General features: G+C 74.3%; 19 protein-coding genes and 1 pseudogene. 6 read left to right on the top strand and 14 right to left on the bottom strand.

The window, feature by feature from the left end; all coding sequences use genetic code 11:
- Positions 1-3: 3 nt before the first annotated feature.
- Complete coding sequence (locus D7231_RS22370; protein ID WP_241999856.1) at positions 4-1,539, bottom strand: MFS transporter; 1,536 nt, start codon at positions 1,537-1,539, stop codon at positions 4-6.
- A gap of 118 nt (positions 1,540-1,657) precedes the next feature.
- On the opposite strand from D7231_RS22370, the gene D7231_RS38150 reads away from it, so the two are divergent.
- Both D7231_RS38150 and D7231_RS37690 read left to right on the top strand, forming a co-directional pair.
- On the top strand, positions 1,658-3,214 hold the full coding sequence (locus tag D7231_RS38150) for an FAD/NAD(P)-binding protein (protein ID WP_158673794.1): 1,557 nt from the start codon (positions 1,658-1,660) through the stop codon (positions 3,212-3,214).
- Positions 3,215-3,295: 81 nt separating this feature from the next.
- A pseudogene (locus D7231_RS37690) lies at positions 3,296-3,676 on the top strand (universal stress protein); the annotation flags it as partial.
- Positions 3,677-3,701: 25 nt separating this feature from the next.
- On the opposite strand, the gene D7231_RS37685 reads toward D7231_RS37690, so the two are convergent.
- Complete coding sequence (locus D7231_RS37685) at positions 3,702-6,047, bottom strand: FUSC family protein (protein ID WP_147449773.1); 2,346 nt, start codon at positions 6,045-6,047, stop codon at positions 3,702-3,704.
- A gap of 109 nt (positions 6,048-6,156) precedes the next feature.
- Entirely contained in the window at positions 6,157-6,906 is a 750-nt protein-coding gene (locus tag D7231_RS22350; protein ID WP_228774206.1) for a polysaccharide deacetylase family protein, read from the bottom strand.
- Between the two features lie 152 nt (positions 6,907-7,058).
- On the opposite strand from D7231_RS22350, the gene D7231_RS22345 reads away from it, so the two are divergent.
- Positions 7,059-7,478 carry a YchJ family protein gene (locus D7231_RS22345; protein ID WP_120757289.1) on the top strand — a complete coding sequence of 140 codons (420 nt, stop codon included), beginning with the start codon at positions 7,059-7,061 and terminating at the stop codon, positions 7,476-7,478.
- A 40-nt stretch (positions 7,479-7,518) separates the two neighbouring features.
- Here the strand turns inward: D7231_RS22345 and D7231_RS22340 are convergent, their stop codons facing one another.
- From D7231_RS22340 to D7231_RS22305, 8 genes are all read right to left on the bottom strand, one after another.
- Entirely contained in the window at positions 7,519-8,379 is an 861-nt protein-coding gene (locus tag D7231_RS22340; RefSeq protein ID WP_120757491.1) for an endo alpha-1,4 polygalactosaminidase, read from the bottom strand.
- Positions 8,376-9,140, bottom strand: a complete 765-nt coding sequence (locus D7231_RS22335; protein ID WP_120757288.1) for a spherulation-specific family 4 protein — start codon at positions 9,138-9,140, stop codon at positions 8,376-8,378. The genes D7231_RS22340 and D7231_RS22335 overlap by 4 nt, the downstream gene beginning before the upstream one ends.
- Positions 9,137-10,036: an NAD-dependent epimerase/dehydratase family protein gene (locus tag D7231_RS22330; RefSeq protein ID WP_120757287.1), complete on the bottom strand. Its 900-nt coding sequence runs from the start codon at positions 10,034-10,036 to the stop codon at positions 9,137-9,139. Before D7231_RS22330 ends, D7231_RS22335 begins: the two co-directional genes overlap by 4 nt.
- Positions 10,037-10,045: 9 nt before the next feature.
- Entirely contained in the window at positions 10,046-10,759 is a 714-nt protein-coding gene (locus D7231_RS22325; protein WP_120757286.1) for a nucleotidyltransferase family protein, read from the bottom strand.
- A 60-nt stretch (positions 10,760-10,819) separates the two neighbouring features.
- Positions 10,820-11,821 (bottom strand): GDP-mannose 4,6-dehydratase, encoded by a 1,002-nt coding sequence (locus tag D7231_RS22320; protein ID WP_120757285.1) that lies wholly within the window; start codon positions 11,819-11,821, stop codon positions 10,820-10,822.
- A gap of 108 nt (positions 11,822-11,929) precedes the next feature.
- On the bottom strand, positions 11,930-13,387 hold the full coding sequence (locus D7231_RS22315; RefSeq protein WP_120757284.1) for a hypothetical protein: 1,458 nt from the start codon (positions 13,385-13,387) through the stop codon (positions 11,930-11,932).
- Positions 13,384-14,934: a GT4 family glycosyltransferase PelF gene (gene pelF / locus D7231_RS22310; protein WP_120757283.1), complete on the bottom strand. Its 1,551-nt coding sequence runs from the start codon at positions 14,932-14,934 to the stop codon at positions 13,384-13,386. Before pelF ends, D7231_RS22315 begins: the two co-directional genes overlap by 4 nt.
- A gap of 67 nt (positions 14,935-15,001) precedes the next feature.
- A complete protein-coding gene (locus tag D7231_RS22305) occupies positions 15,002-17,176 on the bottom strand; it encodes a hypothetical protein (RefSeq protein WP_120757282.1) in 2,175 nt (724 codons plus the stop codon).
- Positions 17,177-17,984: 808 nt separating this feature from the next.
- Between D7231_RS22305 and D7231_RS22300 the strand changes: the two genes are divergently transcribed.
- Together D7231_RS22300 and D7231_RS22295 are read left to right on the top strand one after the other, a co-directional pair.
- Positions 17,985-19,001, top strand: a complete 1,017-nt coding sequence (locus D7231_RS22300) for an SDR family oxidoreductase (RefSeq protein ID WP_120757281.1) — start codon at positions 17,985-17,987, stop codon at positions 18,999-19,001.
- 87 nt (positions 19,002-19,088) lie between these two features.
- The gene (locus D7231_RS22295) at positions 19,089-20,222 is read left to right on the top strand and encodes an alpha/beta hydrolase (RefSeq protein ID WP_120757280.1); all 1,134 of its coding nucleotides are present in this window, start codon (positions 19,089-19,091) and stop codon (positions 20,220-20,222) included.
- Here the strand turns inward: D7231_RS22295 and D7231_RS22290 are convergent.
- On the bottom strand, positions 20,188-21,105 hold the full coding sequence (locus tag D7231_RS22290) for a polyphosphate polymerase domain-containing protein (protein ID WP_241999855.1): 918 nt from the start codon (positions 21,103-21,105) through the stop codon (positions 20,188-20,190). The two genes, D7231_RS22295 and D7231_RS22290, sit on opposite strands and share 35 nt — an antisense overlap.
- Entirely contained in the window at positions 21,102-21,758 is a 657-nt protein-coding gene (locus tag D7231_RS22285; protein WP_120757279.1) for a DUF4956 domain-containing protein, read from the bottom strand. The genes D7231_RS22290 and D7231_RS22285 overlap by 4 nt, the downstream gene beginning before the upstream one ends.
- 340 nt (positions 21,759-22,098) lie before the next feature.
- Between D7231_RS22285 and D7231_RS22280 the strand changes: the two genes are divergently transcribed.
- Positions 22,099-22,566 (top strand): hypothetical protein, encoded by a 468-nt coding sequence (locus D7231_RS22280; protein WP_120757278.1) that lies wholly within the window; start codon positions 22,099-22,101, stop codon positions 22,564-22,566.
- Between the two features lie 78 nt (positions 22,567-22,644).
- Here the strand turns inward: D7231_RS22280 and D7231_RS22275 are convergent, their stop codons facing one another.
- On the bottom strand, positions 22,645-23,202 hold the full coding sequence (locus D7231_RS22275; protein ID WP_120757277.1) for a hypothetical protein: 558 nt from the start codon (positions 23,200-23,202) through the stop codon (positions 22,645-22,647).
- Positions 23,203-23,239 lie beyond the last annotated feature (37 nt).

The raw sequence follows: 23,239 nt of genomic DNA, 5'->3' as shown, positions 1-23,239 counted from the left end.
ACGTCAGTGCGCGGAGTCCGCGCGGAAGTTCTTCGGGACGAGGAATGCCGCGAGGGCCACGGCCGCCGCCACGATGATCGCCGACACCAGGGACGTGGTGCGCAGGGCGTCGTCGAAGGCCGTTCTCGCCGCGGCGAGCAGGGTGCGGCCCTCCCTCGTGCCGTAGCCGAGGGCGCGGGCCGCCTGGTCGGCGCTGCCCACCGATTCCCGGGCGGCCGGCGGGATGCCGGGGGGCATGCCGGAGCGGAAGAGGGAGGTGTGGATGCTGCCGAGGAGGGCGACGCCGAAGCCGATGCCCAGTTCGTAGGCGCTCTCGGAGACGGCGCCGGCCTGGCCGGCGCGTTCGGGGCGGACGGCGGCGACCATGACGGCCGCGGCGGCGGTGATCGCCATGCCGTCGCCGATGCCGAAGGTGACGAGGGCGACGGCGACGACGCCGTAGCCCAGCGGCTGGGGCGCGCCGGCGAGGAGGGCGAAGCCGCACGTCAGGGCGGCCAGGCCCGCTGTCAGGACGGTGCGGACGCCCGTGCGGCGCAGCAGCCACGGCGTGAGCAGCGAGGAGGCGAGCAGGGCGAGGGCCACCGGCAGGGTGCGCAGGCCGGCGGCGAGGGCGTCGTGGCCGCGGACGTACTGGAGCCACAGCGAGATCAGGTAGAGGGCCGCGCCGATGCCCATCATGGCGATGAGGGTGGCGAGGGCCGCGGCCAGGAAGGGGCGGTTCGTAAAGAGGCGGACGTCCAGCAGCGGGTCGGCGGATTGCAGCTGGCGGCGGACGAACCAGGTCAGGGCCGCGAGGCCGGCGAGCAGGGCGGCGAGGTCGGCGGGCCGGAAGCCGCCGGCCAGGTGTTTGATGCCCCAGGCGGTGAGGACCACCCCGGCCACCGAGAGCAGGGCGGCGACGAGGTCGAGGTCGTGGTGGGAGGGGCTGCGGTACTCGGGCAGCAGGAGGACGGCCGCCACGACGGTGACCAGGACGACGGGGACGTTGACCCAGAACGCCGCCGACCAGGAGAAGGCGTTCACCAGCAGCCCGCCGACCAGGGGGCCGATCGCGGCGCCCGCCCCGGCGACGGCGGCCCAGATCCCGATGGCGAGGGTGCGCTCGTGGGGGTCGGGGAAGATGGTGCGGATCAGGGACAGGGTGGACGGCATCACCATGGCCCCGCCGATGGCGAGCAGGACGCGCCCGGCGATGAGCTGGAGGACGCTCTCGGTCAGGCCTGCCGTGGCGGCGAGCACCGAGGCCGCGCCGAAGACCGTGAATCCGGTGGTGAACAGCAGTTTCCGGCCGTACCGGTCGCCGACCGCGCCCGCGGTGACGAGCAGGCCGCCGAGGACGAGCCCGTAGATGTCGATGATCCAGAGCTGTTCCAGGGCGTCGGGCCGCATCTCCTTGATGAGCGAGGGCAGGGCCACGTTGAGGATGGTGGCGTCCATGGCCACGAGCAGCAGGCTCGCGCACAGCACGGCGAGCATCCCCCAGCGCGCGGGATCGGCCCGCGCCTGCTCAGGAGGGCCTTCGGAGGAGAGACGGTCCACAGCCGGAACGTATCCGCAGGGCCGGTGGCCCGCATCCGGAAGGCCGGGCGGGTTCCGCGGGCCGGCCGGCTGGGCATTGTGCTCTACGGGCCCGGGAGTGAGAGCCGGGAGAAGGGCGGTGGATGTGAAGGATGACACCGGCCGGGAGGTCGTCGTCATCGGCGGCGGGGTCGCCGGGACCAGCCTGCTGGTGCAGCTGGTCCGCACGCTCTCCGGCCGCCGGCCCCCGCACCCCGTGCGGGCCGTCCGCGTCGTGGACCCCCGCCCGGCCGGCTGGGGACTCGCCTTCGGGGACGAGGACCCGCTGCTGCTGTGCAACTCGGCCGCCGAGCTCAATTCGCTCCTCGCCGACCGGCCCGGCGACTTCGTCGAGCACCTGCGCGCGCAGGGCTGGACGGGCTCCGCGAAGGACTGCGTCCCCCGCGCCCGCATGGCCGAGTACTGCGCGGACCGCGCGGCCCGGGCCCGGGAGCAGGCCGGGCGGGCCGGCATCGCCGTGGAGCACGTGCGGGCCTCGGCGGAGAGCGTCGGCGCGGCGGCGGACGGCCGCGGCGGCCACCGGGTGCGGCTGAGCACGGGCGAGGAGCTGTACGCCGACGACGTCGTCGTCTGCACCGGCGTCCAGCGCCCCCGCATCCCGTACGGCTTCGCGGAGTTCCGGCACCACCCGCGCTACCTCGACAGTCCCTACCCGTCGAGCCGGATCCGGGAGGGCCTGCGCCCGCGCTCCCGGGTGCTGGTCCTCGGCACCCACCAGTCGGCGGCCGACGCGGCGCTCCTGCTGTGCCGCGACGGGCACCGCGCCACCCTCACCTCGCCGTCGGGGAAGCTGCCCGCCGTGCGCGAGTCCCTCGCCGCGCCGCTGCGCGCGTACCCGCCGCTGGAGCGCGTCCCCCGCCTCGACCCGGCGGACCCGTACCTGGAGGACAGGCTGGCGCGGTGCGTCGTGGAGGCGGTGCGGCTGTACGACCGGCGCCCGCTGCGCCGGCAGGTCTCCCGCGCCTCGGATCCCGTGCGGCGGCTGCGCGAGGAGACCACCCTGGCCGAGGCGGGCGCCTGTGCCTGGCCGGACGTCATCGTGCCCATGATCGAGCAGCTCATCTCGCTCGCCCCGGCGCTGCCCGCGGGCCGGCTGGAGGAGCTGTCGGCGGAGTTCGCCTGGCTTACCGACCGGTACGCGACCGCCCTGGCCCGCGTGAACGCCCGGCGGCTGCTCGCGCACTTCGACTCGGGGGCGCTGCGCGTGGCCCGCCCCTACCCGCGGGCCGTCTCCTTCGAGGACGGCCTGTGGCGGGTGGAGCGCTCCGGGGCCGCGCCGGAGACGTACGACTACGTCGTCAACGCCACGGGCTTCGAGCGGCCGGTCCTGCACTGGGACCGGGAGCGGACCGCCCTGCACCTGGACGGGGCGCCCGCCGGGGGCACGGCGGTCGGCCGCCTGGAGGCGGACCTGCGGGTACGGAGCAGGCCGGGGGCGCCGCCGGAGCGCGTGTGGGTGGTGGGGGTGGGCACGCACGTCCACATCCCCTTCGCGAACCACTTGCGGAACGTGGTCCGCCAGGCCCGGCAGGTCGCGGACCGGCTGGCGGAGACGGCGCCCCCGGATCCGGTAGATCCGGCCTTTTCGGTCATTTCGGCCATACGGCCGATGCCGTCCGGGGACTGCCTTTCCTAGCGTGGACAAGGAGTGGACACAGAGCCGGACCGAGGAGCCGGACGAGGAGCGAGAGGTCCGCGGAGGGAAAGGACGGAGCCCATGCCCAAGGACGTGACGCGCGTCGTCGTCGGAGTGGACGGATCGGCGGGCAGCCTGGCCGCCCTCAGGCAGGCCGCGCAGGAGGCGGACCACCACGGTGCCGTGCTCTGCCCGGTGCTCGCCTGGCAGCCCCCGGGCGGAGAGGCGGCCGACGCCGTGCAGCCGGCGCCGCCCGACATCTGCGCCCACTGGGAGCGAGCGGCCCGGGACAAGCTGTCACGGGCCTGCCGCAGGGCTCTGGGCGAGGACGCGCGGCGCCTGCGGGTGCGCCCGCGGGTGCTGCGGGCGGACGCCGGGCCGGCGCTCGTGGCGTGCGCGCGCGAGGACACCGACATGCTGGTGATGGGGGCGGGCAGCCACGGCCCCGTCCACCGGCTGGTGCACGGCTCGGTCAGCCGCCACTGCCTCAGGCACGCCCGGTGCCCGGTCCTGGTCGTCCACCCCCGTGCCGGGGACGAACCGGAGGAGGACGGTGCCGGAGGCCGTCCGCGGCGGCGCCCGGCCCGGCCGCCGGCCACGATCCCGGCGGGTCTGCTCGACGTGTGGCCGGCACGTCCGTCCGGCGCGGAGCCGCCCGCGTCCGCACCGCGTCGTGGGCCACGCCGGTGAGCCACGCCTCGGTGTCGACGATGAGCAGCACGTGGGCGTCGCTGATGCCCGGCTGCCGGTCGGTGGCGCGGCGCAGCGGGCCGGACTCCTCCGCCGGATAGCGGGAGACGGTCGTGCGGGGCTCGCTCGGCGGGCCGCTGCGCAAGGAGTCCGCCGCGCGCAGCACCTCCTGCGCCACCTGCCCCGCGAGGCCGGTCAGCGCGGCGGCCGGACCCGGCGGGAGGGGCTCGCGCAGGCCGTCCTGGTGGGTCATCAGCAGCAGCTCGGCTCCGTGCACGACGGCGCGGCCGGTGGCCAGGGCGGCCTCCCAGTGCTGCTCGGGCCGCCGGCAGTGCATGCGCTCCGTCAAGTACTGGGCGAAGGACGCCTCGGCGAGGTACATCGCGCGGCGCGCGGGGCGCAGCGGGTCCCCCTGGGAGCGCTCGCGCCGGAACCGGTCGTCGCCCAGCAGCGCGGTCACGGCGCGGCAGGCCACGGCGCACTCGGCGAGGTAGTCGGCCATGTCGCGCCCCAGTTCGCCCCGGCCGCCGCGCGGCCAGGCCAGCAGGCCGGCGACGGCACCGATCGCGCCGCCGACGAGGACGTCGAGGATCCGGACCTCGGACAGGTGCCAGTCGGCGGTGGCGAGCTGGCTGAAGACGAGGACGAAGGCGAGCGTGTAGGCGGCCTGTGTCCAGCCGGGCCCGAGCGGCGGGCCCAGGGTGAAGCCGATGAGGATGACGAAGGGCATCGCGACGGCATAGACGAGGGGCCGGTCCCCGACGGCGTAGAGCATGAGGGCCGCGACGGCCGCACCCGCGACCGTGCCGGCGAAGGCCGGGCCCAGGGCCGCCCGGGTGTCGGCCGCCGAGGTGCGCATGAGGCTGAGGGTGGCGAGCAGCACCCAGAAGCCGTGCGAGAGGTCGAGGACACCGACGACCAGCCGGGCGCAGGCGAGCGCGGCGGCCAGGCGCAGGGCGTTCTGAAAGTGGACCGAGTGGGGTGTCAGGTGGACGCGCAGGCGCTGCCACCACAGCCGGTAGGCGGGCGCGGTGGCGTACGCGAAGACGTCCGTGCCGGGCCGCGCGGAGCCGCCGGTGTCCCCGGCCGGGGGGCCGTGCCCGGCGGGGGGCCCGTGGCCGAGGGCGATGCGGGCGGCCTCGCCGGCCAGCCGGGCGCCTTCTGCGGCGCCCCGGGCGACGGCGTCCTGGCGCAGCCGCTCGGTGGCCGTGCCCCGCAGGCCGGCGGCGCGGACGGCGTCGAAGGCGGCGAGGGCGGCGGGCAGCGGGTCGGGGTGGGTGCCGGCGGTGCCGGTGCGCAGCTCGCCGGCGACGGACCGCAGGGAGAGCTCGGTGTGCCGGAGCAGGGTGACGGCGTCGGGGTCGGCGGGGAGGGGGCCGGGGCAGTCGGCGAGGCGGTCGAGCTGGTCGCGCACGTGGCGGACGGCCGCGCGGGTGTGGTTGAGGGCCCGGTCGTGCGCGGAGGGCGAGGCGGGGCGTTCGGTGACGGGCGCGCGGGAGACGCGGGCGGCGGCGAGCGCCCGGTCGGCCGCCTCCCGCTCGGGCAGCGCGCCGCCGCCGGCCTCCAGGTGGTAGGCGGTGGCGCTGGTGTAGTCGGCGACGGCCGCGGTGGCCCGGGCGAGGACGGCGCGGTAGGGGACGGGGTCGGGCTCGGGCCACAGGAACCGCTCGGCCAGGACGGCCAGGAGGATGCCGGTGGTGAGGCCGGCGAGCCGGGAGCCGAGGGTGCCGGGCTCGTACGGCGGGAAGCAGGGCAGCACGTAGTAGAGCTGAAAGGCCATGGCGAGGCCGGTCAGGCGCGGGCCGCCGAAGCCGCAGAAGGAGACGGCGAAGCCGACGGCGAACATGCCGGCGGCCGCCGCCCAGGGGCTGACGGCGAGGAGGGTGCCGGCGGTGACGAGGACCCAGCCGACGGGCAGGGCGGCGAGCAGGGTGCGGGTCCGCTGCGGCGCGGGGCCGGGCACGCGGCAGAACACGGCGAGGGGAAGCGCCCCGAAGATCGCGTACAGGGCCATGACGGAGTCGCCGGTGACGTACCGGAAGAGGTAGAAGCCCGGGCAGCCGGCCGCCACCGTCCACACGGCACGGCGAGCCGCCTGCGGCACGCCCTCGTGCCGCAGGAGCCTGCGGACGGGCGTGCTCACGCCTGCGGCCACCGGGGCGCCTCCCGGCCAATTGTGAGGATCATAGTGTTTCCTCACATTAAGTGAAGTCCCGTCAGCTTCAAGGCGACACCCCGTCGCACGGCTACGGTCAGCACCGCAGCGGGTCCGCGATCACCGTCGTGGTGGGGCCGGTGTTGCGGCACAGGGAGTAGCCCTGGTCCCGCAGGTCGTCGACGATGCCCGGCACCGCGTCCGGGAAGCGGCTGAAGAGGTGCCCGAGGATCACGCCGCCGCGCTTGTCCGCGGCGGGGGCGTTGCGGACCCTCGCGCGGAGCGTGGCGACGTCGGGGAAGCGGCCGTCCCCGCCCTCCCAGTCGAGGGTGTCGACCGTCCAGGTGCACACGCGGGCGCCGCGGTCCGCGGCGATCCGCTCCTCGCGCGGGCCGTAGTCCCCGTACGGCGGCCGGAACAGCGAGCTCTTGACGCCGTCGCCGATCTCCTTGCGGGCGGCCTCCTCGGACAGGCCCGTCAAGTGCGGGTGCGACCACGTGTGGTTGCCGACCCAGTGCCCCTGGCGACGCAAGGTCCTGGCGACCTCCGGGTACTGCGAGGCGTACTCGTTGATGAGGAAGAACGCCGCGCGGATCCTCCGGCCCTTCAGGTACGCGCCCACCTCCGTGGCCCGCTCGGCGTGGTCGTACGACCAGTCGTCGAGCGTGAGCAGCACCCGCTTGGAGGTGTTGCCGCATCTGCTCCGGTCGTAGGAGTCCGCGGGGACGGGACGGCCGGGGGCGGGGCCGGAGGCGGCGGCGGGCAGGCAGCACAGCGTCAGGAGCAGTGCGGCCAGGGCCGCGACGAAGGGCGACCGTACGCGGAGGGTGCGGGGCGCGGGGGACATGTGGAGCACGGGGGACTCCTCCCGAGGGGCACGGCTGGGGGTTCAGATGATTCCGGCGCCCGCGCACAGCCGCCAGCAGTGCGCCGCCTACGGAGTCACACGGCGGGCGCCCTGCGGCTCGGGCCGGGCCGGGGAACGGGCACAATCGTGGGGTGAGCGGAAAAACCAGACACCACGCACCCCGGCCGGCCGTGACCGCCGGCTCCCCCTGCCCCTGCGGGCTGGACGCCGCCTACGGCGACTGCTGCGGCGCCCTGCACGACGGCCGGCGGACGGCCTCGACGGCCGAACGGCTGATGCGCTCGCGCTACAGCGCGTTCGCCGTCCAGGACGCCGCCTACCTGCTGCGCACCTGGCACTCCTCCACCCGGCCCGGCAGCCTGGAGTTCGACCCCGGCATGCAGTGGACCCGGCTGGAGATCCTCGGGACGACGGACGGCACGCCCTTCCACCAGGAGGGCACCGTGGAGTTCCGCGCCCACTACGCGGCCCACGGCCACGCGGACTCCCAGCACGAGAACAGCCGCTTCGTCCGCGAGGACGGCCGGTGGGTGTACGTGGCCGAGGTCTGAGCCGCGCCGCCGCGGCCGCGGCTTCGGCTGTGACCGTGGGTCAGTGGCAGGGCTCCCGCCACGCGTCCAGCCCGAGCTTCTTGCGCATGGAGCTGAGCCCCAGCCGCTGCGCCTCGCCGCAGAACTCCTTCGGCTCCAGCGCGTACTCCACGTGGAAGACCGCCTTGCCGTTCTTGACGAACGGCGTCAGCTTCTCGCACTCCTCGAACTCGGCGCACTGCTCGTTCACCGCGAAGTCGAAGTCGCCCACGAGGGCGGGGATCTGGTCGAGGTCGTTCTTCAGGCCCACGGCCATGCCGCGTTCGTGGGCGAGCCCGGCCAGCATCCGGTTGAACGCGAGCTGGTCCGCCCCGGACAGCGGGAAGCCGGTGCGGTTGCGGTAGCCCTCCGTCAGATCCGGCTCGACGGCGTCGAACCCCTTCTCGCGGCACATGTCGAAGCGGGCCGCCATGATCGGCCGGAGCTCGTCGAGGCGGCGGATGTCCAGCCACTTCTCGCCCTTCCAGCCCTTGTTCGGCGCCCCCAGCAGCCGCTTGGGGAACGCTTTCTGGTCGGCGCGGAAGTCCTCCCACGCGCCGGCGTTGACGTAGCAGATCACCTTGGCGCCGCGGTCGTGCAGCTCCTTGACCGTACGGGCGGAGTTCTCGAAGCCGTCGATGTCGTAGACGGGCACGCCGACGGACGTGTCGACCTTGCCGTCGAGCTGCCACTGCCAGCGCAGCCCGGGCCGCGGCTGCCAGTGCGGACCACCTGCGCGGCGGTCCGTCCCGGAGGAACTCGGCGCGGGGGTGCCGTCGGCGTCGTCGTCGGGCCCGTCGCCGGCCTCCGTGCCGGAGCAGCCGGCCACGGCCACGAGCAGGAGCAAGGCGACCAGGGCCGCGTAGGACTGCCGGCGGTTCATCGTGCCCTCCACAGGAGCGGCGCGTCCGGGCTGAGGCCCGGCCTTCTTGCGCCGGGCTCCGGTCCGGCGGCCCCGGGGCGGGGCTCCCCGTCGAGCCACGGCGCCGCGCGCCAAGGATTCGTGCCCTCGCCCGGCACCGCCCAGTGGACACCGGCGCCGCGGCCGTCGGCCGTACGGGCGACGTCGGCCGCCCGGCCGGGCGGGACGGCGTAGACGAGGTGGCAGAAGCGGGCCGGCGGGTGGTCGGCGGTCCACGGGGGGACCGCCGCCCGCCGGTAGGCCTCCCACGTGCCTTCGAAGGTGACGAGGAGGTCGGCGATGCGGGCGTAGCCGGGGTCGGGGTGGGTGCCGGGGTTGAGGACGGCCGTCCGCGCGCCGAGCGCCTTGGCGAGCAGGACGAGCCGGCGGTAGTGGGGCAGCGGCGCGGCGTGCGCCGGGACCTGGTCGAGAAAAACGCCGTCGACGCCGTACCAGCGGCGGTGGCGGCGGATGTCGCCGACGACCGCGCGCGGCGCGCGGCGGCCGTAGCCGGTGTCGACGTAGCCGAGGAGCGGGACGCCCGCGCAGCGCAGCCGCTCCGCGGCGGTGTGGAAGGCGGGGTCGGGCCGCTGCCCGGGCCCGTCCGCGGCGTTGAGGACGACGCTGTGGAGCCGGGGCGCGGCCTCGGCCAGGGCGGCCCACGCCGCGGGGTCGGCCGCGGGGTGGACGTAGAGCGGGACGAGCAGCCGCCCGCCCGCCGGCGGCGGCCCCGGCGGGGTCATCGGGCGCACTCCTCGGGGCGGTCCAGGACCTCGGCCCAGAGGTCGGCGACGGAGGTGGCGAGGGAACGGCTCGGCGACCAGCCCAGGGCCTTGCGGGCCAGGGAGACATCGGCCTCCTGCCAGGGCACGGCGGCGGAGCGGGACGAGCCGTCGCCGTCCTCGTCGAGCAGGCCGCGGAAGCCCGCCGCGGCGACGAGGGCCTCGGCCACGGCCCGGACGGGGCGGGCCGTGCCGCCGGCGATGTTGAGCACGGGCGGCAGCGGCCCGGGCGCGGTGACGGCGAGCGCGACGGCGGCGGCCACGTCGCGGGCGTCGACGAAGTCGCGGTGGGCGGAGAGGTCGCCGACGCGGACCCGGCCGTCCCGCCCGGCCTCGCGGAGCAGCCCGGCGAGCCGGCCGGGCAGCGAGGCGGCGGGCGCGCCGGGGCCGACGGGGTTGAACACCCGCAGGACGACGGCGTCGAGGCCGGAGCCGGTGACGGCGAGGGTGCCGGCGAGTTTGGCGGCGCCGTAGAGGCCGGCGGGGCGGGCGGGGTCGGTCTCGGTGAGGGGGCGGTCGGCCGGCCCGTACTCGGCGGCGGAGCCCAGGTGGACGAGGCGGGCCTTCGGCGCGGCCTCGGCGAGCGCCGCGCACAGGGCCGCGGGGCCCAGGGCGTTGACGCCGGTGAGGTCCACCGCGCTGCCGCCCACGGCGCCCGCGCAGTTGACCACGGCGTGCGGCGCGGCCTTGCGCAGCGCGGCGGCGAGCCGCCCGGTGTCCGGGCGGGCGAGGTCGGCGGGGAGGTCCGCTCGGGGGGACCGCCCGGCGTGGAGCACCTGCGCGCCCGGGAGGGCGCGCAGGTGCTCGGCGGCGTGCCGGCCCAGGAAGCCGGTGCCGCCCAGGACGAGAATGCGCATGCCTGCCGTTCACGCTCCCTTGATCAGCATGTCGCGGTGCAGGGAGAACTCCCGGTTGGCGCGGTCGTAGTCGTCGGGCCGGCCGATGTCGAGCCAGTACCCGTCGAACTCGTACGCGCGGGGCGGGGTCTGTGCCTCCAGCATGTCCAGCACCAGTTCGTCGAAGCCCAGCGGGAGGCCGGGGGTGTAGCGGGCGAGGGCGGTGCGCGAGACGCCGTAGACGCCCATGGAGACGCGGTAGTCCATTCTGGGTTTCTCCGCGAATCCGACGACCCTGTCGCAGTCGGTGGTCAGCACGCCGAAGTCGATGCTCACTTGGCGGGCGTAGGTCGCGATGGTCAGCGGGGCTCCGGATGCCACGTGCGTACGGTACACATCGCCGAAGTCGAGGTCGGTGAGGATGTCGCCGTTCATGGCGAGGAAGTTCTCGGGCAGCCGGTCGAGCATGGTGAGGAGGGGGCCCATGGTGCCCAGGGGGCTCTCTTCGGTGGCGTAGTCGACGCGTATGCCCCACTGGGAGCCGTCGCCGACGTAGGCGCGGATGATGTGGCCGAGGTGGCCGATGGCGAGGGTGCAGCTGGTGAAGCCCGCGCTCACGAGCTGGCGCATCACGATCTCCAGGATCGCGTGCTCCTCGCCGATGGGGACGAGCGGCTTGGGCAGGGCGGTGGTGTAGGGCCGCAGCCGGACGCCTTTGCCTCCGGCAAGAATGACGACATGCATGGGTGCTGTTCCTCTCTGCGTGGGTGACGCCCGGGACGGGCGGCGAGCGGTGCCGCCGCGTCAGACGTTGTAGATGCCGGCCTTGTACCGGCCGAGGTTCAGCGGGTCGCGGAAGAAGGCGACCGTGCGGGCGAGTCCTTCCTCCAGGGTGTGGCCGGGGGCCCAGCCGGTGGCGGTGCGCAGCCGGGTCGCGTCGCAGACCAGGCGCATGACCTCGGAGGCGGCGGGCCGGATGCGCTCCTCGTCGGCGCGGACCTCCAGCTCGGTGTCCATGATCTTGCCGATGAGGGTGACGAGGTCGCCGACGGAGATCTCCTCGCCGGTACCGGAGTTGAAGGTGCGTCCGACGACGTCGGCGGCGGGCGCGGTGCCGACGGCGAGGAAGGCGGCGACGGTGTCCTTGACGTAGCTGAAGTCACGGGTGGGGCGCAGGTCGCCGAGGGTGATGGTGCGCTCCCCGGCGGCGACCTGGCCGATGACGGTGGGGATGACGGCCCGCATGGACTGGCGCGGCCCGAAGGTGTTGAAGGGGCGCAGGGTGACGACGGGGACGTCGAAGCTGGCGTGGTAGCTGTCGGCGAGGCGGTCGCCGCCGGCCTTGGAGGCGGCGTACGGCGACTGGGTGTTGATGGGGTGGTCCTCGCTGATGGGCACGGTCTGCGCGGTGCCGTAGGTCTCGCTGGTGGAGGTGTGGACCAGGCGCGGGATGCCGAGGTGGCGCACGGCTTCGAGCACGTTGAGGGTGCCGGTGACGTTGGTCTCCACGTAGCTGTGCGGCGCGCGGTAGGAGTACGGGATGGCGATGAGGGCGGCCAGGTGGTAGACGGCCTCCGTGCCGGTGACGAGGCCCTGGACGGAGCCGGGGTCGCGGACGTCGCCGAGGACGACGTCCACGTTGTCCATCACCTCGCCGGGGACGGTCTCCAGCCACCCGTAGGAGGAGAAGGAGTTGTACTGCACCATCGCGCGGACCCGGTGGCCGGCGGCGACGAGCGCTTCCACCAGGTGCGAGCCGATGAATCCTTCCGCGCCGGTGACGGCGACGGGTGCGGGTGCGGACATGACGGTGTCTCCCTTTGCGTGAGCGGAACGCGGCGGGCGCCGCGGCGGAGCGGGGACATACGGAGGAGCGAAGGAGCGGCGGAGCAGCGGTACGGATCGGACGGTGCGTCAGCAGTGCGCGGTGATCCGGCTGAGCAGGGCGGTGGCGGCGGCGAGCAGGCCCGCTGCCGCCGCCGTACAGACGGCGAGCTGGGTGGCGACGGGTGCGGAGAGCCGCAGGGCGAGCGCGGCCGCTTCGGCGCCGGCCGCGCCGAGGCAGAGCAGGGCCGGGGTCCAGGCGACCCCGAAGGCCTGGAGGAGCAGCCCGGTCCACAGGACGGCGCCGAGGGCGAGCAGGGCGGCCGTGCGCGCGGCGGTGACCGGCGGGCCGTCGGGCCACAGGGCCCCGGTGGCGAGGCCGAGCGCCGCGAGCGCCGCGAGGTAGGCGGCGACGCACAGGGCCAGTATGCGGGCCGCGCCGAGTTTCAGCCCGGCGGTGGTGGTGGAGCGGGCGAGTGCCGCGAGGGCGGTGCCGCGGCAGCGGTAGAGCAGCCATTCCGCGACGCCCATGCTGAGGGTGAGCGCGATGACGGCGGCTCCGGCGGTGGTCGCGCCGGGGGTGCGGCGCAGGACGTCGCCGAGGGCGGCGAGGGTCGTCAGCACGCCGCAGCCCAGGCCGAACAGGCCGTACGGGACGGAGGCGAACGGTGACAGCGCGGGTTGTTGCGGTGGTTCCCCTTCCCGGCGGGCGCGCAGGATCTCGTACGCGGCCGTGCCGAGCACGCCGCCCGCGGTGGCGAGGAGCAGGCCGGTGCGGACGGCGCCGGGCGGCTGGACGGCGAGGAGCGCCGCTCCCCCGGCGGCGGTGGGCGCCAGCGTGAGGAGGAGCAGTTTCTCCCGGCCGAGGACCAGCAGCACCGTGGCCGCGGCGAGGTAGAGCGCCTGGCCCGCCGCGAAGGCGGTGACCCCGGCCAGGCCGGGCAGGGCGAGGGCCGCGGCCGTCGCCAGGAGGGCGCCGAGCGGGGCGCCCCATTGCAGGCAGCGGGCCGCCGCGGTGCGGCCGCCCGTCGCCAGCCGCAGGTAGGCGCGGTGGGCGAGGGCCTGGTTCCAGGCCCAGGCCACGAGGGCGGAGACGACGAGCCCGGCGGTGCCCTGGGGCAGGCCGTAGCCGTCGCGGCCGCCGGCCATCAGCGGTGCGGCCAGCGAGTAGCCGAAGCCGGGCAGGGTGAAGACCAGGGCCCGCAGGACGAACCGGCCCGGGCGCACCTTCCACGGGTCCGGGCGGGGCCCGGGCTCGGGATGGCTGCGGGGGACGCGTGCGTACAGCTCGGCGGCGAGCTCGAACGCGTCGGCGCGGCCGTAGCGTTCGGTGATCTGCTCGCCGGTGAGGCCGTCGGCCTCCAGGACGGCCGCGATCTCGTCGGGGTGGACGGCCGCGGCGCACACCTCGGCCAGTTCTTCGGCGAGCGCGTCGACGGGGTCGGCCGCCCAGCGGGGCCGCGGGCGGGGCCGCGCCGCCGCGGGGACGGCCGCCAGGTCGTGGGCGGGCTCGGGCTCGTCGGGCACGAGGCGCAGTAAGCCGCTCATCCCGCACCGCCCGCGGCCATGGCCATGACGGGTCTCTCGGCATCGGCGGCGGCCCAGGCGGGCCGGTCCTGTGTGCGCCGGGGGCGCTCGAAGGGTTCGGGCCGGCGGGTGCCGGCGAGGTCGTGGTAGATGTCGCGGAAGGCGTCGATGGTCTGCCGGAGGGTGAACTGCTCGATCACCCGGAGGCGGGCCCGCTCCCCCATGTCGGCGCGCAGCGCGGGGTCGTGCAGGAGTTTCAGGGCGGCGCGGGCCATGGCCTCGGGGTCGCGGGGCGGTACGACGAGGCCGGTGTCGCCGACGGCTTCGCTGACGCCGCCGACGTCCGTGGAGACGGTGGCCCGCCCGCACGACATGGCCTCGATGAGGGTGAAGGGGAATCCTTCGCTGATGCTGGAGAGCATGACCACGTTGCCGGCGGCGTAGGCGTCGCGGATGTCGTCGACGCGTCCCTCGAAGACGACGGCCTCGCCGGCGCCGAGTTCGGCGGCGAGCTTCTCGCAGGCGGTGCGGTAGCCCTCGCCGCCGCGCGGGGTGCCGCCGAAGAGCCGCAGGCGGGCGTCGGGTATCTCCTCGCGGACGAGGGCGAAGGCGCGGATCAGCGTCTCCAGGCCCTTGATGGGGTCGACGCGCCCGGCCCAGCTGAGCGTGGGCCGTTCCGGCTCGGGCCCGGCGGGCGGGAACGCCGCCGGGTCGACGCCGTTGTAGACGGTGCGGATGCGGTCCGGCGGGGTGCCGCCGTGCTCCTCCCAGCGCCGGTTGTAGCGGTTGCCGGGGGTGACCAGGGAGGCGCGGCGGTAGCTCTCCACGGCGAGGAGCCGGAACAGGCCCAGCATGAGGGCCTTGACGGGCCACCGGTAGGCCTCGGCGCGGAAGCTGAGGTAGCGCTCGCGGAGGTAGATGCCGTGCTCGGTGAGGAGGAAGGGGGTGCCGTGCCGGTGGTGGGCGAGCAGGCCGGGCAGCGTGGCGAGCCCTCCGCTGACGGCGTGGGTGACGCCCCGGGCGGGCGGGGTCGCCGCGAGCGGGCGCAGCGCGTGCTCCAGCAGGTCGGTGGCGAGCAGCGCGTCGTGCAGGGTGGGGCGGGCGGCCGCGGTGTGCAGGTGCGGGCGGTTCCAGACGCGGACGAGGGTGCGGGCCGCGGCCTCGCCGCGCAGGGCGGCCGAGAGGGCGCCGGAGGCGGCGTGGTCGGCGAGTCGGTAGAAGGTGCGGGCGAAGTGCTGTTCCTGGGCCGGGTCCAGGAGGGACAGCAGGAACTGCTCGTAGGCGGTGAGGAAGGCGCGCAGGTGCCGGCCGCGCGGTGCGCGCCCGGCGGGCGGCGGTCCCCACAGGGGGTGGCTCTCCACTCCCCGGACGTGGCGCGGCAGTTCCCAGGCGAGCGGTTCGCGGCCGGTGCCGGTCACCGCGATCACCCGGAAGTCGACGTCGGGCATGCCCTGGACGAGCTGGTCGCACCACACGCTCACTCCGCCATGGCTGTGCGGGTACGTTCCTTCGGTGAGCAGCGTCACCGAGGGAGTGTCGGATGCCGTTTCGGCAGGCGGTCCGTGCATAGAACTCGGTTCTCTCCAGTGTCGGCTGTGCATGGTGTGGTGCGGCACGGAGTGATGGCGGGCCGGGTCAGCGTCCGGCGGCGTCACCGGGGCCGTACGGAACGCGGCCGGTGACGCCCTCGGGCACCGGGAGTGCGGTGCGGGCCGGGGGCTGGACGCGGGCGGTGGCGGAGGCCGGCGCGCCGGCGGCCGGGGTGGCGGCGGGCAGGGTGAGGCCGAGGCCGGTCTGGCCGGCAGCGGGGGCGGCCCAGCCGGAGCGCAGGCCGGCGTAGGCGTCGCCGAAGGCGGCGTTGGTGTCGTTGCGCACGGTGCCGCCGGGCAGGGTGGCGGAGATCTGGGTGCCGGCGGGTGCGGAGACGGTGACGGCGCTGCCGATGCGGTAGGCGGTGACCTTGCCGGAGGCGAGCGCGGCGCTCCAGGCGGCCCGCTTGCTCATCTCCGCGCCGATGTCGCGCATGCGGAGGTTGACCAGCGGGGTGTTGTCGGCGTAGAGGCCGGAGTAGTCGCCGAGGACCTTCTCCAGGACGTTGTAGCCGATCCGCTCCTCGGAGAGGTTGGACTGGTGCATGAAGTGCGGCCGCGGGTCGTTGGACAGGACGTGGCCCATGGCGATGCGGGCCTCCAGGGGCACGATGTACGACGAGAAGCCGGTCTTGACGTCCAGCGGTGCCTTCAGGCACGTGGTCGTCGAGGAGTTCTCGCAGGTGCCGCTGCCGCCGTCGGCCTTCTTCGTGTACAGCCAGTTGTACTCGTCGGTCTGCTCGGTGGCCTTGCCGACGTTGTAGTAGACGTTCATCGGGTAGCGCGGCACGGTGAGCGCGGAGCCGACCGCGCGCTGCTGGGGCTCGCGCGAGTTGTCGCTGGCGACCCAGCCGACGCCGTACTGGGCGAGGGACGGCGCGAGTTCGGGGTTGTCCTTGGGCTGCTGGGGCGTGGTCTTCAGACCGGAGTGCTCACCGGTCACCAGCTCGTCCTTGTCGAGGGTCAGGCCCTGGCGCGCCGCCCAGTTCAGGTTGTTGCCGATCTCGCCGCTGATGGTCGCGCGGCTGACCCAGCGGACGTTGCCGAGGAGATCGGTGGCGCACTTCCAGGGGACGACGGTGGTGTTCTGCACGCAGCCCAGGAAGGCGTGGGTGTAGGTGTGGTTGATCCAGCGGAAGGACTTCTGGTCGGTGCGCAGCTGGTCGAGCAGCGGGTCGTACGTCCCGCCGTGCTCGGCCTTGTACTCCTCGCTGCCGACGCCGTTGTAGGCCAGGTCGAGCGGGAGGTTGTGGCTCTGCGACCACTGCTTGGCGTACTGGGCGTCGGCCGCCGTCATGCGGATCGGCGGGCTGTCGGGGCTGGGGTTGCCGGGGCAGTCGACGTCGCCGGGGGTGCACTTGCGCTTGGTGTCCCAGCGGTCGTCGGAGGCGAAGACGTCGTCGACGTGCACGCCGAAGTAGTTGCGGGAGGCGCCCAGGTGGATGCCCTGGGTCAGCCACTCCACGATGCCGCGCGAGACCAGCCGGAACTGGCTCTGGTACTGGTTGGCGATGAAGGTGACGACGAGTTCGCTGCGGCCGTCGTGGGTGTACTGGCCGATCAGGGAGCCGCGCCCGCTGCTCCCGGGGATGGGCGCGTCGAGGTAGCTGGTGTAGGTGGCGCCCTGCTCCTGCTGCGCGAGGGGCGCGGCGAGGTAGCCGTAGCTCTCGTTGACGGAGGTGTCGTTGTCCTCGAAGGGAACGTTTTTCTTGAGGTAGCCGAAGGGGCCCGTGGCACCGTCCACGGTCACCTGTGCGGTCTTGCCGTCGAGGGGTCCGCTGTACCCTCCCCCGTTCTGGGGGCTGTTGAGGCCGACCTTGGGGCTCGCGTACGTGTAGGCGTCGACCTGGCGTATGCCGAAGCGCTTCTCGTACGTGGCGAGGGCGGCCATCTCCGGCGAGTCCGCGCCGAACGGGTTCTCGTTGGGCAGCACGACGCCCTGGAATCTGGCGCGGGGTCTGCCGTCGGCGGTGTCGCTGAGGAAGGCCTCGTCGATGCGCTGCCGGCGGCTGTCCGTCAGGTCCACCTTGGTGTACGGCGTGCCGGCGCCGTCGAGCTCGGCGCGCAGCGCCTCCGTGGCGGGCCCGCCGTCGTCCACGACGAGGACCTGTAGGTCGATCCTCGGTGCGGGATCGGCGGCTCGGGCCGCGCCGGCCGGAGCGGCGACGGCGAGCAGAGCGGCCGCGGACAGTACCGCGGCAAGGCGGGTCGGACGACCCATAGGTTTCTCCCCCCAGGACGGCGGCGCGCACGGCGCGGCCCTCCGGTCCAAAGACGTGTGCGCGCAGCGCCGACGGCGCGGCCCGCACAGCGAATCGATCCCCAATTGATCCCCACTGGCACGGCCCCCGGCGGTCATGCCTCCCCATGCGACCGCCTGCCGGATCCCCCCACGGCCCCGGACACCGATGCCCGTGACCGAGCCGCACGGCCGGAGCCGGACCGCACGGCGTAGCGCGGGCGCGCCGGGCACACAGGTGCCGCGGCATCGAGAGGCACTTGCGTCTCTCAACAGTCTCTCGACCGCCCAGGCATATAGTGCGCCATGCCCGGAGGTCTCGCTGGCTCACTGGCCAGGAGCCGGGGTGAACTCTTCGCCCTGTGGCCGGAATTGACCGCGGCGCGATCACCCCGGGCAAGGGCTCCGGTTCCGTGCCGGGATGCCGCCCGCGCGGCGGTGACCTGTGGCAACATGGGCGCGCGCCGCGCGCTCCCCGGCGCGTGCTCCCCGGCGCCCCAGGTGTCACGGGAGCGGCGGATCGCCCCGAGATCGGCCGGATGACGGCCGTCCGACTTTTCGCCTTTGTCGCCCGATCAGCGGCTACATCCCCCCGGTCGCCCTTGCCGGTGGCCTCATGCCGGGGGACGGCCCGCAGGACCCGGACGCAACCGGAAGCAACTCCTCGCCCTCTAAGTAAGGTTGCCCTCCTTCCGCTTGATGATCTCCCCTCCGCTTTTCCCCTCCCGGACGCCTGCCCTTCTCCCTCGGGTTCTTCCCCGGGCCGGGGTGCAAGAGGCAGGGTGGGAGCATGAGGCTCTTGATACTGGGTGGCACGGAGTTCGCAGGCCGGGCCGTCGCCGAGGCGGCGCTGGCCCGCGGCTGGCAGGTGACGGTCTTCCACCGGGGCAGGCACGCCCCGCCGGAGGGGGCGGCGGTCCTGCACGGCGACCGCACCGCGCCGGACGGCCTGCGCGCGCTCGCCCGCGGCGAGTGGGACGCCGTCGTCGACACGTGGTCGTGGGCGCCGTCGGCCGTACGGGACGCGGCGCGGCTGCTCGCCGGGCGCGCCGAGCGGTACGCCTACGTCTCCAGCGGCTCGGTGTACCGCTACCCCTCGCCCGCCGGGCACGACGAGGACTGGCCCGTGGTGGACGGTTCGCCCGACGCCGGAGACGTGGACTACGCGGAGGCCAAGCGCGGCGGCGAGCTGGCCGCTCTCGATTCCTTCGGCGACCGGGCGCTGCTGGTGCGGGCCGGGCTGATCCTGGGCCCCGGCGAGAACGTGGGCCGGCTGCCGTGGTGGCTGGGGCGGATCGCCCGCGGCGGGCCGGTCCTGGCCCCCGGCCCCCGCGACCTCGGGTTGCAGTACATCGACGTGCGCGACCTCGCCGAGTGGACCCTGGACGCGCTCGGCGCGGGGCTCGGCGGGCCGTACAACCTCGTGAGCCCGCCCGGCCACACCACCATGGGCGAGCTGCTGGAGGCGTGCGTCCGGGTGACCGGATCCGGCGCCGAACTGCGCTGGACCGACCCCGGGCGGATCCTCGCCGCGGGCATCGAGCCGTGGAGCGACCTGCCGGTGTGGGTGCCGCCGGGCGAGCTCTACGACGTACTCCACATGGGGGACGCCTCCAAGGCCGTGGCGGCGGGGCTGCGCTGCCGGCCCGTCGCCGCGACCGTGGCGGACACGTGGGCGTGGTTGCAGCGGATCGGCGGCCGGGCGCCGCAGCGGCCGGACAGGCCGCCGCTCGGGCTGGACCGGGAGCGCGAGGAGGAGCTGCTGGGACGCTCTGCGAGCACGGACACCAATGTCAATATAAAGTGAAAAACTGAAATAAGGGTGACGCGACTCAACCTCGTCCGCTCGAACTCCCCTCTCTCCTGGAGACCACCTCCAAGAGGAGTGACTGCCGTGGGCCTGACGTCCCAGACGTTCCTGCTCGTCCTCGCGCTCATCGCCGCAGCGGTGTGCGTGCTCGCCCTGTGGCTGTGGCCGCGCGCGGCGCGGAAGGGACCGCTCGCGCTGGCCGGCCGCGTCGGCCTGCTCGTCCTGACGCAGGTCGCCATCCTGGCGGTCCTGCTCGTCGCCGCGAACAACGAGTTCGGCTTCTACTCCACCTGGAACGAGCTCCTGGGCCGCGCGTCGAGCAAACAGGTCCTCCAGCCGGGCACGGCCGGCGGGAAGCGGCCGCCCGCGCTCACCGTGAAGGGGCAGGAGTCCATCGGCCTCAAGGGCACCCGCGAGAAGGCCGGGCAGGTGGACCGTATCGAGATCCGCGGCCCGGTCACCGGGCTGAGCATGGACGGCTACGCCTACCTGCCGCCGGAGTACTTCCAGAAGGAGCACGAGAAGGAGAAGTTCCCGGTGGTGGTGGCGATCACCGGCCAGCCGGGGGTCTCCAAGAACCTCATCACCCAGCTCAAGATCCCGCAGGTCGCCTCCTCCGCCATCATGAAGAAGGAGATCCGGCCGACGATCTACGTACTGGTCCGGCCCTCGGTGGTCGCCGACCGCGACACCAACTGCACGGACGTCCCCGGCGGTCCGCAGGCCCTCGCCTTCTTCAACCAGGACCTGCCGCTGGCCGTGACCGACGTCTACCGCGCCGACGACGCCCCGGCCAGCTGGGGCGCCGTCGGCAACTCCACCGGCGGCTACTGCGCGTTGAAGCTCGCGATGACCAACCCCGCGCGCTACGGCGCGGCCGCCGGCCTGTCCGCCGACTACTTCGCCCGGCAGGACAGCAAGACGGGCGACCTGTACGCCGGCAGCAAGGCGTACAAGAACGAGAACGACCTGACGTGGCGCCTGGAGCACCTGCCCCCGCCACCGGTGTCGCTGCTCGTGGGCACCAGCAAGAACGAGGACAACTACGGGCCCAGCCTGAAGTTCGCGCAGAAGGCCAAGCCGCCGCTCAAGGTCGACAAGCTGGTCCGGGACGAGGGCGGGCACAACTTCCAGACGTGGCGCGAGGAGTACCCGGTCGTCCTCAAGTGGCTGGACAAGGAGCTCAAGGAGCAGGCGGCCCGCAACGGCGGTCAGTAGCGCCATGGTCCACCGCCGGTCCTTCCCTCTCGGCCCCCTCGGCCGGGTCGCCCCCGCCGAAGGCCCACCGCGCCGCCCGCCGCCAGCGGTTCGCGGGCAGGGCCGGGCGGAGGACGGCCAGCGCACCGCAGTACTTCGTGAAGACCGCCGGGCGCACCCCGCAGGCGTGCAGGAGCCGGTCGGCGTCCGTCAGGTGCCCGGCGGTCTTGGTCTCGACGAGGACGAGGTCCGCGCCGCAGGTGACCCGCCGCCCGGCGCGCAGGTCGTCGCAGACGAGCCCCGCGTCACAGGTGATGCGCTCCCCGTCGGCGACGAACGTCGCGCGCAGGTAGTCCGTGCTGAGCGAGGGCCGCAGCGTGGCGGGCGAGCCGATGCCGTAGGCGCGGTGCAGGGTCTCGGCGAGGAAGGCCCGGTAACCGGGGTCGAGCGGGGTGTCCGCGCCCACGATCGGCCTGCGGTGTTTGACCGTGTCGCCGCGCTTCCCCTTGAGCTTGACCTCGAACTGCCGCTCCCCCGTGTCCTCGTAGACCCGCTCCCGCACCTTGAAGCGGAGCCGGCGGCCCTGCCGGTGGTCGTGGAAGGAGCGCAGGCCCGGGGTGTCGTAGTAGACGGAGTGGTAGCGGAAGGCGCGGCGGCCGTCGATGGTGAGGGCGCGGAAGGGCCCGCCCGGGCGGCCCGGGTCGGTGAGTTGCTCCGCCATATAGAGAAACGTTTCTGCGGGGACGAGGTAACTGCGGTCGAAGCGGGCCATGAGCTCGGCGCGCCGGTTGACCTCCGCGAGGGAGATCGGGGCGGTGGCGTGCGCCGCACCGTGGATGGCCCGCACTGACGCGGCCTCGGGCAGTGCGGGCGGCGCCGGCTGCTGCTGCGCCGCGGCGGTCACACGGACTCCCACGCGGGCGCGCCCGTACGAATCGCCGTGGTCCCGGCCTCGGTCCCGGTTTCGTCGAGGACGGTGCGGACCGGCCTGGTTCCCGGCTCGGGCTCGCGGTAGCGGACGTCGACGACCGTCAGGTCGCGTACGTAGTCGACCTCCATGACCGTCCAGTGCAGGGGCTCGCCGAGCCGCCGGGCGAGGTCGGCCCGGAGCGCGGCGGGGTCGCCGTGCACGGTGTCGAGGGTGACGACGGTGCGGCGCGAACGGGCGAGCAGGCGGGGGTGGTCGGCGGCGTAGACGACGAGGAGCAGGACCGCGCTGAGCGCGGCGGCGAGCCCGAACGCGAGGTGCGGCAGGCCGGTGATGAGGCCGAGGACCAGCGTCGTGAAGTAGTACGCGACTTCCTCGTGCTGTACGGAGTCCGACCGCAGCCGGATGATCGACAGCACGCCGAACATCCCGAACCCGAGGGCCATGCCGCCGCTGCCGCCCAGCTCGGCGAGGGCCGCGACGACGGTGAACAGGGCGACATTCAGGGCCAGGTAGGCGGGCACGAGGTCGCGTCGCCGGTGCCGCGGGTAGTAGATCGCGAACGTCAGCAGACACACGGCCAGGAGGTCGAGCCCGAGGTGGGCGGCGAGGTGTCGAAGGGAGTCCATTGCTCACTCTCTGTGTGTCGGTAGGAACACAGACCATAGGAAACGCTGGGTGAACAATCGCTCACTTCATGGTGAACAATGCGCGTCCTTGACGGAAGTGGATCCCAAGTGTCCGGATCAGTACGACGCGTGTCGCATTCGACGCTCTTGCCCCGCGTGTCACACCGCTCTAGGAGCTGAACGTTCCAGTTCCGTCCCAGAGCTTCCGTGCGCCCTGCTCGGCGGCTTGTCGGTGTGCAGATAATAGGGGCCGCGTTCCGGCGGACGGGCCCCTGCGGCCCCCTCACCACCGGGGCGCAACGTACGTACGAGAACACCCGGAACACCGATAGGGGCGTCAATGAACGCTGAGCTGATGGACGACGAGCAGCGGGCGGGCGCGGCGGCGCCGGCCGTACGGCGGCGGTGGCAGCGGGCCCGCCGGGCGGCCGTCGTCGCGGCCCTGGCGCTGGGCGCCTCCCTGCTGGTCTCCCCCGCCCCGGCCCAGGCCGCGGAGCAGGCCCGGCCGGCCGTCGTGACGGCCGCGGCCGAGCGTCAGGCCGAGGTGAGCACGGCGGCGGGCGCCGCGCAGCCGGGCGCCGCGAACGCGCTCCAGGCCTCGCACGGCCACCGGTCCGCGAAGGACCACGTGACGACGGCGGCGAAGAAGCCGAAGAAGGAGAAGAAGGAGAAGAAGAAAAAGGGCTTCTTCAAGAAGCTCGGCATCTTCCTGATCATCGTGCTGATCCTGGTCGTGATCCTCATCATCGTGCTGATCGCCCTGGCGATCCACTTCATCCGGAAGGCCTTCAGGCGCCGCCGCCCCTGAGGCGGTCCGCCGTGAGCGGCAGGGGGTGCGGGGCGGCGCGGCCGCCCCGCACCCCCTTTCCGTTTCCGCCCTCCGATGTCAGCTGACGGTCTGGTCGCCGTCCGGTACGTCCTGGACGGTCACGACGGCGCGCGGCTGCCCGAGCCCCGCGGCGACGGCCGCGGCGATGCCGCCGGGGTCGGGCGCCTCCGGGAAGGGCACGGCCTCGCCGTCCCCGTAGCTCTCGATGGCCTTGGTGAAGTAGCTCGGGTCCCAGGCGCCGACGGCGCCCCTGACCTCGACCGCGCGCACCGCCCGGCCGCCCACCCGCTGCTTCAGCGCGGACAGGATGCGGTCGGAGCGGAGCTCGCCCGGCACCTGGAAGAGGCTGGCGTGGGCGCCCACGAGACCGCCGTTGCGCAGCCGGACGGTGACGGTGAGGCAGCTGGTGACGCTCGGGTAGAAGAGCGTGCCGCCCGGGGCGGCCTCGGCGACCTGCCCCTCCGTGATCCTGACGGCGGCCGCCTTGCTGTCCGTACCACCCGCGGCCTTGCCGGAAACGGCGGCAGCGGCAGGCACCGGAGCCGCCTCAGCAGCCGTCGCGACCGTAGCGGCCGCCAGCTGCGCGCCGATGAGGACGGCGACCGCGGCTGTCATTTTTTTCGCACTTGTTATCGCATTCACGCGATCATTC

The sequence above is a fragment of the Streptomyces klenkii genome (assembly GCF_003626645.1).
Taxonomy (GTDB): Bacteria; Actinomycetota; Actinomycetes; order Streptomycetales; family Streptomycetaceae; genus Streptomyces; species Streptomyces klenkii.
Note: the sequence above shows the minus strand (reverse complement) of the source record. Positions and strands in the feature narration are given on the sequence as shown.

Bases quoted from the DNA above. Each gene is read 5' to 3' on its own strand.
- D7231_RS22350 (WP_228774206.1), bottom strand. From the start codon at position 6,906: ATGTCCCCCGCGCCCCGCACCCTCCGCGTACGGTCGCCCTTCGTCGCG.
- D7231_RS22340 (WP_120757491.1), bottom strand. From the start codon at position 8,379: ATGAACCGCCGGCAGTCCTACGCGGCCCTGGTCGCCTTGCTCCTGCTC.
- D7231_RS22335 (WP_120757288.1), bottom strand. From the start codon at position 9,140: ATGACCCCGCCGGGGCCGCCGCCGGCGGGCGGGCGGCTGCTCGTCCCG.
- D7231_RS22330 (WP_120757287.1), bottom strand. From the start codon at position 10,036: ATGCGCATTCTCGTCCTGGGCGGCACCGGCTTCCTGGGCCGGCACGCC.
- D7231_RS22325 (WP_120757286.1), bottom strand. From the start codon at position 10,759: ATGCATGTCGTCATTCTTGCCGGAGGCAAAGGCGTCCGGCTGCGGCCC.
- D7231_RS22320 (WP_120757285.1), bottom strand. From the start codon at position 11,821: ATGTCCGCACCCGCACCCGTCGCCGTCACCGGCGCGGAAGGATTCATC.
- D7231_RS22315 (WP_120757284.1), bottom strand. From the start codon at position 13,387: ATGAGCGGCTTACTGCGCCTCGTGCCCGACGAGCCCGAGCCCGCCCAC.
- pelF (WP_120757283.1), bottom strand. From the start codon at position 14,934: ATGCACGGACCGCCTGCCGAAACGGCATCCGACACTCCCTCGGTGACG.
- D7231_RS22305 (WP_120757282.1), bottom strand. From the start codon at position 17,176: ATGGGTCGTCCGACCCGCCTTGCCGCGGTACTGTCCGCGGCCGCTCTG.
- D7231_RS22300 (WP_120757281.1), top strand. From the start codon at position 17,985: ATGAGGCTCTTGATACTGGGTGGCACGGAGTTCGCAGGCCGGGCCGTC.
- D7231_RS22285 (WP_120757279.1), bottom strand. From the start codon at position 21,758: ATGGACTCCCTTCGACACCTCGCCGCCCACCTCGGGCTCGACCTCCTG.
- D7231_RS22280 (WP_120757278.1), top strand. From the start codon at position 22,099: ATGAACGCTGAGCTGATGGACGACGAGCAGCGGGCGGGCGCGGCGGCG.
- D7231_RS22275 (WP_120757277.1), bottom strand. From the start codon at position 23,202: ATGACAGCCGCGGTCGCCGTCCTCATCGGCGCGCAGCTGGCGGCCGCT.